This window comes from Shewanella sp. NKUCC01_JLK (assembly GCF_019345615.1).
Classification (GTDB): Bacteria; Pseudomonadota; Gammaproteobacteria; order Enterobacterales; family Shewanellaceae; genus Shewanella; species Shewanella oncorhynchi.
The window spans coordinates 65,467-78,288 of the sequence record NZ_JAHKRD010000013.1; the positions used below are offsets into that span (position 1 = coordinate 65,467).

Annotated in this window: 11 protein-coding genes; 2 read left to right on the forward strand and 9 right to left on the reverse strand. The window is 49.5% G+C overall.

Annotation, left to right across the window (positions count from 1 at the left end):
• Nucleotides 1-134: 134 nt before the first annotated feature.
• Both KO537_RS15035 and KO537_RS15040 read right to left on the reverse strand, forming a co-directional pair.
• Nucleotides 135-1,763 carry a DHA2 family efflux MFS transporter permease subunit gene (locus tag KO537_RS15035; protein ID WP_173247733.1) on the reverse strand — a complete coding sequence of 543 codons (1,629 nt, stop codon included), beginning with the start codon at nucleotides 1,761-1,763 and terminating at the stop codon, nucleotides 135-137.
• A 1-nt stretch (nucleotide 1,764) separates the two neighbouring features.
• The gene (locus KO537_RS15040; RefSeq protein WP_219234765.1) at nucleotides 1,765-2,823 is read right to left on the reverse strand and encodes an HlyD family secretion protein; all 1,059 of its coding nucleotides are present in this window, start codon (nucleotides 2,821-2,823) and stop codon (nucleotides 1,765-1,767) included.
• A gap of 94 nt (nucleotides 2,824-2,917) precedes the next feature.
• On the opposite strand from KO537_RS15040, the gene KO537_RS15045 reads away from it, so the two are divergent.
• Both KO537_RS15045 and mscL read left to right on the forward strand, forming a co-directional pair.
• The gene (locus KO537_RS15045) at nucleotides 2,918-3,862 is read left to right on the forward strand and encodes a LysR family transcriptional regulator (protein ID WP_168827308.1); all 945 of its coding nucleotides are present in this window, start codon (nucleotides 2,918-2,920) and stop codon (nucleotides 3,860-3,862) included.
• A 203-nt stretch (nucleotides 3,863-4,065) separates the two neighbouring features.
• Complete coding sequence (gene mscL, locus KO537_RS15050; RefSeq protein WP_105250328.1) at nucleotides 4,066-4,476, forward strand: large-conductance mechanosensitive channel protein MscL; 411 nt, start codon at nucleotides 4,066-4,068, stop codon at nucleotides 4,474-4,476.
• A gap of 76 nt (nucleotides 4,477-4,552) precedes the next feature.
• Here mscL and KO537_RS15055 read toward each other — a convergent pair whose 3' ends face one another.
• From KO537_RS15055 to KO537_RS15085, 7 genes are all read right to left on the reverse strand, one after another.
• Entirely contained in the window at nucleotides 4,553-4,876 is a 324-nt protein-coding gene (locus KO537_RS15055) for an antibiotic biosynthesis monooxygenase (RefSeq protein ID WP_025008611.1), read from the reverse strand.
• A gap of 171 nt (nucleotides 4,877-5,047) precedes the next feature.
• Nucleotides 5,048-8,272, reverse strand: coding sequence for an efflux RND transporter permease subunit (locus tag KO537_RS15060; RefSeq protein ID WP_219234766.1), 3,225 nt, complete (start codon nucleotides 8,270-8,272; stop codon nucleotides 5,048-5,050).
• A 29-nt stretch (nucleotides 8,273-8,301) separates the two neighbouring features.
• Nucleotides 8,302-9,567, reverse strand: coding sequence for an efflux RND transporter periplasmic adaptor subunit (locus KO537_RS15065; RefSeq protein WP_219234767.1), 1,266 nt, complete (start codon nucleotides 9,565-9,567; stop codon nucleotides 8,302-8,304).
• 10 nt (nucleotides 9,568-9,577) lie between these two features.
• Nucleotides 9,578-11,071 (reverse strand): TolC family protein, encoded by a 1,494-nt coding sequence (locus KO537_RS15070; protein ID WP_219234768.1) that lies wholly within the window; start codon nucleotides 11,069-11,071, stop codon nucleotides 9,578-9,580.
• A 329-nt stretch (nucleotides 11,072-11,400) separates the two neighbouring features.
• On the reverse strand, nucleotides 11,401-11,844 hold the full coding sequence (locus KO537_RS15075; RefSeq protein ID WP_219234802.1) for a hypothetical protein: 444 nt from the start codon (nucleotides 11,842-11,844) through the stop codon (nucleotides 11,401-11,403).
• A gap of 239 nt (nucleotides 11,845-12,083) precedes the next feature.
• Complete coding sequence (locus KO537_RS15080; RefSeq protein WP_219234769.1) at nucleotides 12,084-12,293, reverse strand: DUF3012 domain-containing protein; 210 nt, start codon at nucleotides 12,291-12,293, stop codon at nucleotides 12,084-12,086.
• A gap of 36 nt (nucleotides 12,294-12,329) precedes the next feature.
• Nucleotides 12,330-12,695, reverse strand: coding sequence for an STAS/SEC14 domain-containing protein (locus KO537_RS15085; protein WP_105250333.1), 366 nt, complete (start codon nucleotides 12,693-12,695; stop codon nucleotides 12,330-12,332).
• Nucleotides 12,696-12,822 lie beyond the last annotated feature (127 nt).

A 12,822-nucleotide genomic window follows, 5' to 3' on the forward strand; every position in this document is an offset into this window, starting at 1 on the left:
AGAGCTTTGAGTCTACCACAGCATAAAGACCATAAAAAAGCGCCTTAATCCGTGAGGACTAAGGCACAAAGCTGTTGCGCAAACCAATAGATCTGGGGAAATCTATGGCAACAACAGGATAACGAAAAACGTTATTACTCAACCATGGCATCGTGGGCCACAGGCCCTGTCGGTTTACGGATCAGCAGCACAGCGAATACGGCGATGAGTAGCAGAGCGCCCATGATGTAAAACACATCGTTATAGGCCTGAATATAAGCTTGCTGACTCATGGTTTTGCCCAGTAAAGCTTTCGCCTGCGCGGCAGCGGTATAGGGATCTGAACCTCCCGCCTGCAACATGCTTGCGCTTTGGGTTAAATAATCCTGTGCTTGTGTGCTCACTGCGGGTAAAGATTCCTTAATATGAGCCAAATGCCCGCGCGACAAAGTGTCAGTCAGGGTCGCCACCAGCGCGATACCAAAAGCACCACCTAAGTTACGCATCACGTTTAATACCGTCGATGCCGAGGCATTTTCATGGGGTTTTAAATGCATGGTCGCAAGCATTCCAATTGGCACCAGAATAAAAGGCTGACCTAATGCCCGCACTACTTGCGAGGCGATCATCTGCGGTCCGGCATAATCTGCGGTCATCTGGCTATTCATGTAATAGCTAATAGCGAACATTAAAAAGCCAAAGGCAGCGAGATAACGACTATCGAAGCGCTCCATCAATTTCGGCACTAAGGGCAAGACCAATAGCTGCGGAAATCCCATCCACATAATCACACCACCAATTTCTAACGGTGTGTAATCATGGACTTGTGATAGGTAAAGCGGGATCAAATAAATAGCACCGAATAATGCCATGCCCAGTAAAAAATACGCCACGGTAGAGAGCACAAAATCACGCTTACCGAGCAGGCGCAAATTCACTAACGGCTCTTTACGCCTTAACTGGATCCAAACAAATAACACCAGATTCACGACGGCAATAATGGCCAGATTACGAATGAGTTCTGAACCAAACCAGTCCTTGCGGTTACCTTCTTCGAGCACCACTTCAAGGCAACCCATCCCCAGCGCCATAGTGACTATGCCCGCCAGATCGACATTCTTCAGCTTATCCCAAACGACCGACTGCTTCTCTAAACCGTAGGCCAACATGGCCATCACCAACAAACCCGGTGGCACATTGATATAAAACAGATAATGCCAGCTAAATTGCTCAGTCAACCAACCGCCTAAGGTCGGGCCGATTGAAGGCGCAAAGGTCGCCGTCACGCCAAATAACGCCATGCCGACGGCACGCTTGTTATCGGGTAAAAACTCAAGGATAAGCCTAAAGGCCAGCGGAATAAGCGCACCGCCAAAGAAGCCCTGTAGCGCCCGAAAGGCGATCATGGCCTCTAAGTTCCACGCCATAGAACAAAGTACGGAAGCAAAGATAAAGGCGGCCGTGGTCCATAACAGATAACGCCTGACCGACAATCCCGTACTGAGCCAGCCAGAAAGCGGGATCGCGATCATCTCAGCAACCAGATACGCGGTTGAAATCCAACTGCCTTCTTCGAGCGTTGCCCCAAGGCTGCCTTGAATCTCCTTCATCGATGCATTAGTGATTTGAATATCGAGGATCGCCATAAAGGCGCCGATCAAACCACCAAATACCGCAATCCATGAACGGCGACTGCCACGCTCATAATCGGTAGGCTTTCTAGGTACACTGATGCCCTGCGCCTCCATATCGGCAGACGCAGTGATAGAGCCAGTTGCGCTCATACTAACGACCTGTATTTGCAGCGATTGCCGATATTGCAGTACCCGACGCCGTATCCACTTTCACGACCGCACTTAAGCCCGGTAGCATGTGTGCTTCTTCCTCAGACAAATCTAAGCGAATACGCACGGGAATACGCTGCACGATTTTAGTGAAATTACCTGTGGCGTTTTCCGCAGGCAGTAGACTGAATTTGGCTCCGGACGCCGGTGACAGACTATCGATAACACCTATAAAGGTTTTGTCGGGAAACGCATCGAGACTGACCTGCACCGACTGTCCTGGTTGCATATGTTGGATCTGGGTCTCTTTAAAGTTCGCCGTGATCCACACAGCCCCATCCGGAACCAAACTGTAGAGTGCTTGGCCGGGCTGCACGTACTGCCCCACCATAGCGCCACGTTTACCAATCACCCCAGAAAAAGGTGCGGTCACACGGGTATCATTTAACTGAATTTTCGCCAGTTCTAAAGTCGCATTGGCCTGTTCAACCACAGAACCCGCCTGATCTAATTGGGCATTAAAAACCGCTAACTCACGTTGCTTTGCCACTAACACGGCTTGAGCTTCATCGAGACGGGCGGCGGCAGAATCAAATCCTGCTTGCAGTTGATCGACATCATCTTGGGAGCTGTAATTACTGACTTTAAGCTTTTTTGAACGGCTCAATTGTTGTTGTGCCCGTATTTTATCGGCCTTTGCCGCCACCACGCCTGCGCTGGCTTGAGTGATTAACGCCCGTTGCAACTCCACCTTTGCAGCTAAGGTTTGCAAGTCCGCCTTCGCACTCGCCTGTGAGGCTTCGGCTTGACTCACTTTGGCACTAAACTGGTTATCTTCTAGCTGAGCTAATAACTCACCCTTTTGCACATGCTGGTTATCGGTTACATCGCTTAACACAACGTAGCCGGGTACTTTCACGCTGATATGGGAAATATCGGCCTCAACATAAGCGTTATCAGTGGTTTCGATAAAACGTACCTGTGTCCACCAGTAATAACCGCCTCCCGCAACTGCAGCGAGTAACAGTGGAACGGCGATAATGAGTTTACTTTTGGACATGAATGACTCCTTGATTAGTGATATCTAGTGTACTACTGTCTCACTAAGTTTATTAGTCAGTAAAAAATCAACCCACTGTTTCACAGGTGTAACAATGATGGATCTAAATCGCGTGCAAATTTTCGCTCAAGTGGTCGAGCAAGGCAGCTTTACTGGCGCAGCTAAAGCCCTTGGGCTCACTAAGGCAACCGTCAGTCGCAAGATAGCCGAGCTCGAAGCCGATACCGGCACACAACTGCTTTTTCGCACCACGAGAGCCCTAAAACTCACCGAAGCAGGATCGAGTTATTACAACAGGATCAATAAGATCCTCAGCGATCTGCAGAGCGCCGAAAATCAGCTCAGCGCCCAACAGCAATTGATTAAAGGCAATCTAAAAATTGTCTGCCCAATTGAATTAGGCCAATTGTTTTTAGGGCCGATTTTCGCGCAGTTTTTAACGCTTTATCCCGAAATCACCATAGAGGCTGAACTCACCAATCGAAAGGTTGATGTAATAGAAGAAGGCATAGATCTGTTATTTCAAATTGCCGATTCGGGTGACACTCGCCTGCAAAGCTATGCCTTAGTCAACGCCCATAAATCGCTCATGGCAAGCCCAGCTTATTTAGCTGCCCATGGAACACCCAAAGTGCCACAGGACTTAGCAAAACATAAAGCGATTCGCTTGCAGTCGGCGCATATCGAAGGTGCGTGGAAATTATTCGATGGTAAAACTTGGATTGTCGCCGAGCCCAAGACTCAACTGACGGTAAACAATGTCACCCTCGCTCGCGAGGCCGCCATTGCGGGGCTTGGGATCACAGCGGTGCCGTCCATCATAGCCCAAGTCGCATTAGAAAAAGGCGATTTAATCCCGCTACTAGATGACTATCCAATGGTGCAAACTAAGGTAGTGCTTAGCTATCCACAGCGGGCGTATCTACCGCGAAAATACCGCGTCTTTATCGAATTCATCTATAGCTCCCTATTTAAACGTTGGGGATCGCAAGTCTTAGAAGTCCCTGATTTTATCGGCCATGCCGATCTAGATGAATAAATCGAATACCCCAAACAGTAACAATTGTTACTTTGTAAAGTGTAAATTATTGCCTTGAGGATAAATCCTCTATGTCAGAATTGCCTTAATCCATAAGCCCCTATAAGCTTGGCAAGGTAACAGGCTGCAAAAGACCTTAGGTTTTCCTGATACAGTTTGCACAATAAAATTTAACATTTAATCTCAATTTTGGAGGAAACCTAATGAGCTTAATTAAAGAGTTCAAGGCTTTTGCGTCCCGTGGCAATGTGATCGACATGGCCGTTGGTATTATTATAGGTGCCGCATTCGGCAAAATCGTCTCGTCCTTCGTGGCCGATGTCATCATGCCACCAATTGGCATCATCCTAGGTGGTGTGAATTTTAGTGATTTGAGCATAGTGCTACAAGCAGCTCAAGGTGATGCGCCTTCTGTTGTCATTGCCTATGGCAAATTCATTCAGACTATTATCGACTTTACGATTATCGCCTTCGCCATTTTTATGGGTTTAAAAGCCATTAACACCCTAAAACGCAAGGAAGAAGATGCGCCTAAAGCGCCACCAGCACCGACCAAAGAAGAAGAGTTGCTGTCTGAAATCCGCGATCTATTGAAAGCTCAACAAGAAAAATAATCTCAAACTTAAGTGTCACGCATAAAAAACCCATCTCTAGAGATGGGTTTTGTTTTTACATCAGCGAGATAAGTGATTACTCAGCTTCAACATGCACAGTTTCACTGTAATCTTGCACTACTTCTGCCACCCGAATGCGATAAGAGTTAAACAAACAGGGCACGATACCCGTTTGCTCGGCAATGCTGTGGGCCATCTGATTGCGCCATTGGGTAATAGAGGCTTGGTCCTCCCAAAACGACAGGCTTAGTACTTTGCCATCGTCGGTTAAGCTCTGAAAACGTTCGATCGAAATCAATCCCTTGCGGCCTTCTAAATATTGGCGCATTTCAGCGGCCACGTGCAGATACTCTTCCTTCCCTTCCTTTGTCGGGATGACTTCAAAAATTACCGCAATCATAATGTTCTCCAGAAATGAATGTCCTTAATGTCGACTCTAAGACTAGCCCATCTATCACTCTTTAGCTCACTGATTTTTAGAGTTTTAGTCAATGTGATAACCCTGCCTACAACGAAAGGCAATAACCCGAAACATAACAAGTTATTGCCCACGATGACGGCTTACTTGTGATTAACCGAGCTCATCAATGCGCTTATCGCCGCGATATAGCCAGCGATACAAGGTCGGCAAGACGAGTAAGGTCAGCGCCGTCGAGCTAAACAAGCCACCGATAATCACCACTGCCAAGGGCTTTTGGATCTCACTGCCAACACCCGATGACAATAAAATCGGGATCAAGCCTAAGGCCGAGGTGAGTGCCGTCATCAATACCGGCCGTAAACGCCCCACAGTGCCCTCATAAACACAATCATAGAGTGCTTCGCCGCTTTGCCTGCGCTGATTAATCGAATCCACCAGCACCACACCGTTGAGCACAGCCACCCCAAATAGAGTGATAAAGCCAATAGAGCTAGGCACTGACAAATAAGTACCACTGACATACAGGGCCACTATGCCGCCAATCAAAGCTAAGGGCACGTTCGCCATGATGAGCAACACTTGCTTGAATGAACCAAAGGAGAAGTACAACAACAAGGCAATCAAGGCGATAGAAATCGGCACCACTAGCATCAACTTTTGCTGCGCTCGCTGCTGATTCTCATATTGGCCGCCAATGATCACTGTATATCCCGCTGGCAAATCCGCCTTTGGCACTAGGGCATAAATATCTTTTACAACCGAGCCCATATCGCGCCCCGCCACGTTGGCCTGCACCACAACACGGCGCTGCACATCGTCACGGCGAATATTCGGCGGCGCCATTTCCACTTCGACGCTGGCGACTTCCCCTAAGCGCACTGTGGCGCCATTCGTGCCGCTGAGTAACAAGTCTTTAATCGCATCAGGGCTTTGGCGAAACTCGGCCGCGAGTCGCACATTGATGTCGTATCTGGCATTGCCATCGATCACTTGCCCTGCACTCGCGCCGCCAATGCCTTGGCTGACGAGGCTCATCACTTGATCGACACTGATGCCGTAACGCGCCAATAGCTCGCGTTTGGGCCGCACGACTAATTGCGCCTCGCCGCTCACTTGCTCAAGCGACACATCCACGGCACCAGGGATTTTCGCAACGAGATCAGTAAGTGCTTGGCCTTTCTGTGACAATACCGCTAAATCAGGGCCGAAGATTTTAATCGCTAGCTGGGCTTTTACCCCCGAAAGTAATTCATCTACCCGAGTCGCAATCGGCTGCGAAAAGGTCAACAAGAGTCCAGGGAACACGCTGAGCTTTTCCTCCATCAAGCGTTGCAGTTCCAAACGCGAGCTTGCCGACTGCCACTCTGCTATCGGTTTCAAGCCAATATAGACTTCAATATTACTCACAGGCTCGGGATCGCCGCCCAATTCAGGTGCACCAATGCGGCTCAGGGCATATTCCACCTCGGGAAATGCTAGCAAAATAGCCTCAAGCTTAGGTGCTACTTGGAGCGAAGTACCTAAACTCGCTGTTGGTGCCAGCGTCACCCTCAAGTTAATCGTGCCTTCCTCCAGTTCAGGCACAAATTCGGTACCCAGCCTTGGTAGCAATAATAGACTCAAGCCGAACACCACCAAGGCGCTGAACATCACCACCTTTGGCCTAGCAAGCGTTGCCGTCAGTAACTTGCGATAAGCGGTATCCAGTGGCGCTAAAATCACACTTTGTTTAAGCAGCACACCGCGCTTAAACAGATACACAGCAAGGGCTGGCACGGCAATCAGCGCCACCAGCAACGCCGACATCATAGCCAAAATGATACTGACCGCCATCGGCTGAAACAATTTACCCTCAACCCCTTCGAGGGCAAATAACGGTGCAAATACGACGATAATAATGGCGGTGGCGAAGAAGATTGGACTACACACCTCTTTTGCCGCGAGCATGATCCGAATAACCATATTCGATTCGCTGACATCCCCACTGGCTTTAGCGCCATCCTCCTCACTGTGATAGGGATCGTCCTCACCATCGGCACGCGCCCTCGCCTCAGGTAAATGGCGGCGATCCGGTTGGGTTAAGTGTTTGAAAATATTCTCTACCATCACCACAGAGCCATCGACTAGCATACCAATCGCCACAGCTAAACCGCCAAGCGACATCAGGTTTGCCGACAGACCATAATAGGACATCACCATAAGTGCGAGCCCGATAGACACTGGAATCGACAACAGCACCAGCAAGGTCGCGCGGATATTGACGAGGAACAACGCTAAGATCACCACGATAAACACAAAGGCCATTAGCAGCGCGTCGCGCACTGTGGTCACAGCCTTATCGACCAGATCCGCTTGGTCGTAAAACACCTCAAAGGACACGCCATCGGGCAATGCCTGCTCAATAAGGCTCACCCGCGCACCAATATCGTCAATCGTCGCCTTAGTGTTTGCCCCCATGCGTTTGAGCACGACACCAGCCACCACTTCACCGAGATTTTGCACTTGGCCAGATTCATCGCGGCGCGTCATAGTCACAGCCCCGACACGGATCTCACTGCCGAAATCCACCTGAGCGATATCGCCAATACGCACTGGCGTACCGCTGGCTTCGGTCAGAGGGATCTGCGCGATCGCCGCTAATCCCGCATCTCCTGCGGGCAACATGCCATAGCCGCGCACCACAAGTTGCTCTTGGCCTTGGTCCATAAACCAACCGCCAGCGTTGCGGTTATTGCTCTCTAGCGCTTCGGTCACCTGCGCCATCGACAAGCCATAGGCACGCAGTTTATTCGGGTCGACCTGCACTTGGTATTGGCGCACATCGCCACCAAAAGACAAGACTTCAGTCACGCCGCCCACGGGCATCAATATCAACTTCACCAGATAATCATTTAAGCTACGCAGCTCGGCGGCATTAATGCCAGAGTTAGGTTCTGCACGCAGAATATACTGATAAATCTGCCCTAATCCCGAGGTATTGGGGCCGATTTCCGGCACTCCAACGCCGCTTGGGATCATCTCCCGCGCCGCCTGTAACTGTTCAAACACTTGCTGACGGGCGAAGTAAATATCTGTCCCCTCGGCAAATACCACAGTCACAATCGACAAACCAGTACGCGATAACGAGCGCACCTCAGTCACGGCTGGCAAGGCGTACATGGCCGATTCCACCGGATAACTGATAAGTTTTTCCACCTCTTCAGCGGCTAAGCCTTCGGCCGCAGTATTGATGGTCACTTGCACGTTAGTCACATCAGGAAAGGCATCGAGATTCAACTTTGGCAGCATGGCCACACAGCCCACAATCACGGCGAGCAGAGCCAATACCACTAACAGCCGATTTTTAATCGCGGCTTCGATTAACTTTTGCAACATAGAAAATCTCCAAAATGAGGGCGCTCATATTAGTGGGCGTGAATATCAAAGCCCGCTTTCGCCTGCTCGGATGCCAAGAAGAACGCGCCAGCCACCACAACCTTGAGCTGTGCCTGTTGGGCTTTTTCAAGCTCAGGTCCACGCACTAGACTCAAGCCGCGTTGACGTTGCACCACTTCTACCTCAATGGACTCAAAGCCATCCTCATCTTGAATAAAAATCTGCCAATCGCCATCGCCGCCACGGGTCAACGCCGCATCGGGCAGCACTATGCCACTGCCGTTTGGATCGGTAGTAGAGCCAGCAAAGTACAATTCAGCAAATTGCCCCGCATGCAACACATGATCAGGATTGGGCATACTCACCAGCACTTGCTCGGTGCGCGTTACGCTGTCGAGTTCATGGGAGCGACCGATGATCTTACCTGCCAACGTCTTATCCCCTACTTGCACTAAAGCTGAACTGCCAACCTGGATATACGTAGTTTGAGTTGGGGTTAACTGCGCCTCCACCCATAAATAGGATTCATCGGTCAGTTGCATTAAGGGCGTGCCCGCGCTAAACACTTGACCTAGCATGGCGATATCCTGCTGCACTCGGCCGTCAATTGGCGCTAAGAGTTGATAACTGCCTATGGCTTCGGGCGTCGATTCCAGTGCACGAATTTGCGCGGGCGTCATCTTAATGGCCTCTAAAATTGCCCGTTTAAGTTCGGCATCCACCTGCGCCTGCATCCGCCTACTGACGCTAACCGCACCTTCACTCATGCGTTTGACTCGACTCCATTCGGCAGCGGCATTAATGTAGTCCGCCTGTGCCTGCGCAACGGCGGCGCCACCCAAGGTAAGTAAAGGCTCACCTTTTTTCACTTCTTGTCCCGGCACCACATGGCGCGCCAACACACGCACATCGAGCTGCGGCGCAAGGGTCGCGGTTCGATCGCGATCCACCACTAAGGTCGCCGTCGCCCTAATATCGAGATTCAAATTGGCTAGGTTCAAGCTATCGCTCGACAAAGGTAATAAGTTAATCCCCGCCAAGGCTTGCTGCGCTTCGGTCAATTTCAGCGCCTGTTCGCCGTGTTCATCCGTCGACGCCATTTGCGTTACCGAATCGCCACTTTCCTTAGCGACGGGGGCGTGATCACCGCCAGCCAATACAGGCTGAGCGAGAAATGCCAGCGTGCTCAGCACGAATAATGCGAGAGCGATTTTTGATAGGTTAAACCGACGCTTTTCAGACGTCGTTACAGCATCCAGTTGAAGGACATTTTCATGGTGAGTATTTGAATTCATTATTGTGACCTCATGGGTTTACTGTGCGTACGGCGGTATTAGATGTTATCGAAGGGACTGCATTTAGCTTTTCTATAATGAGCTTTTCGATAAAAGGCATAAGCTGGCCGCTTTCGCCCATCCAATTTAACCAACTTTGATAGATAGCCGTTTCTAGGTTTAAGCCCACCAAATAACTGGCGGCTAACTGACGACGGCTCTGTAAGTACTCGCTAGTACTCACATCCCCCGCCTGCCATTGTTGGCTTAAGGATTTAGCGGCTTTAGCACCTGACACTTGCACTAACTCGCGCCAGTCTTGGTAACGTTCGAGTAAACGCGGTAACGCATAGAGGAATTGTTTCTGCTTAGCGGTAAGCACTCGCTCACGGGCAAGATAGCCTTGCTCCGCGATAGCGATGCCCTTATCGGCTACGGCTTGCAACTCACTGTAGTTATTGCGAACTTGTAGAGGAATCGACACGCCGACACCGAGCTTATTGTCCGTGCCTTCCTTTTCAGCGCCTAGGCTAATAGTCGGGTCAGCTGAAGCTTCCGCTTTGACTTGCATGACATTAACTCTGGCGAGCAGCACTTGCTGATAAGCACTCGCCAGGGCTGGCAAGGCTGATTTAGACGTGCCCAACTCGGCCGCTGGCGCTTGCTTAGCCTGAGTCACAAAGAAATGGATCTCCTTGATAAACTCACTAAAAGCGAAATTATTATCCCCAAGTAATTCAATTACTTTGCCATCGGCCACTAAGGCCACCTGCTCGGCTAAGGCGTAGTCGGCAGTATTAGAGGCGACTTCGAGTTGTATCAATTGCAGCTCGACGTTGGATAAATCCCCCGCCGCCAATCGCTGCTCAGCAATATTAAGCTGCGCCTTGGTGAACCTTAATTGCTGCTCGGCAAAGGTCAGCGCCTTACGGCTTTGCGCCTGTTCTGCCAAGGCCTGTAAGCGTTCGGCCAACATTTGGCTACGCTCTAACCCTATGTCCGCTAACAGGATTTGTGCTTCAAGCTCGGCACGCTGTGTCGCCACGCCGCGCTTGTCGCCCCAATCGAGGGTTTGACTGAGCCCTAAGCTGTAGGCATCTGTATCAGCATTTTGATAATTAAGCCCAAGTTCTGGGTTATACACAGCGCGATTTGCCGCCTGAATGGCCAGTTTGGCCTGTTGCTGCCTTACAAGTTGCGCCTGAACTTCAGGTAACTGATTGAACTGTTTGAGTAACTCAGGCAACCATTGGCTAAAGTTGACATGTGCCGTGTCGGTTTCTTTGGCGGGTAAGCCCAGTGATTGCGCCTTAAATGCCTCAACTTCAGAGGCTTTGATTTCAGGGGCATTAGCTTCAGAGGCTTTGGTTTCAAGGACCTTGACTTCAAGGACATTGACTTCAAGAGAGTCATTTTCTGCCGCGAGGGCAAAGGCTAGCAATCCGGCGGCCAATACTAATCCGCAGCTAAACAAGCCCGATCTAAACAGACAAACTAAAGTACGGGCGAGAATCGTTTTTTTCATCGCAAATCCTAACAATATCGAATGTGGATCGGCTGACTTTTGCGCCCAAAGCGAAACGGCTAGATGTGAGCTTCATTTAAATAGCTCAATGCAAAGCAATCATATCGTTCTGGGCATGGCAAATAAGCGCCGATCGAATCATCCCGCCAAGCAATACAGTGCGCGGCTAAAAAGCCAATGACGGCTCCAACAGTTAACGCTGCGAGCATCAGTTCAAGCGTATCTTTTGGGGGATGAACATAACGGGCTTATCACGCGGCAAAATAGAATGAGATCCAATCAGATGAATCAATCGTCATAGGCCGAGAAATAAGCCGAATATTAGAGAATTAAGCGATAGGAGGGCGGTATTTAGGTAAATTTTCAGGCGGAAAATAGGATACATCGGTAGGCAGATAGACGCTTTCTAACGCCTGTACAGGCTGACTCACTGCCTGAGATAACAACGCCACATGACCGCCATGGCATTGGCAGTCGAGGCATAGGTCAAAATCTTGTATTTCAGTGGTTTTCACTAAGTGGGAATGAAATCCGCTGCTTTGGTTTTCTCCCGTGTGATTACTGGTGACACCCGTGGAGTCCGCAAAGCCTAAGGCTTGCTCGCTTGGACAAACGCAATCGACACATTGGGCCAAAGTGGTCACTTGAGCACTAAATTGCAGATGGGGATGATTCTCAGCTTCTTCCGCGCCATTGCCCGCATGTAACTGATGCGCACCCAAATTCGCGCCAGCAAATTGCAGCACGATAATGGCTATCAGTAGGGTCACCATTCGAGTAAAAAATGGCTTAGCGGTAGAATTCAAATATCACCTATAGCAAATAACGGATAACGGATAACGGATAACGGATAACGGATAACGGAACATCTGACCCGTATGTGACCCGTATGATAAACATAAGTTCACAGCTCGCAAGCAAAGTCTTTCAAGCTGTGATCTCTAAAGGCTAACGCTGACTTAAACACTCAGTGCTTATTTAAACACGCAACACTTATTTAAATACACAGTGCTTATTTAAATACACAGTGCTTAGCATAATCAGCGGCTTCGTTAGCAGTCCAATCGCCAGACGGCTTATTTTTCATCTGTTTACACCAAGCATCACTGCCCACTTCTGGCGCGCAGGCACTCAGTCCAGCGGTAAATGCCAACACTAACGCAATCGCACTGACCTTAGAAACGGTCAGCGAAGAAAAAGAGCGCAATTTCAATAATGACATACTTAATTCCTTGTAAATATGGCCTAAATTAGACCATTAAATATTCGAACGCTTAGTGATCCAAGCAATCGCTTTGGCTTTCTGTTCGAGTGGAAACCAAGCCACTTCGCCCTGCATAAAAGGCCCGAGTAAGCGCACCGCATTTCCTACCCAATCAGGGCCGCCCACAAATACTAAGGCTTCAAAATTCGGTAATTGGACTTCACCACTACCGGTCAACGACTCAAATTCCCAGCCTTCGAGTAACACATCCGCCTCAATATACAGGCAAACTTGGCCCCAATCCTTACGATAACTCTTAATCGCAGGCTGTAAACGGGTCCGATAATCGGTGGAGGATAGTCGGCCACTGGCAAAAAGACTGATAACACCCTTAGCAATATCGGGGATTTGGCATAACATAGAGGCACTCCGAATCGAGAACACTTTTGCAGGCAATGGCTTTAGCCAATGCAGCGGCAAAGAATGCGCCCGATGATAACAAATCTATTGGAAAGCCATAAGTCATTATTGATGGCTTCTCAATCCA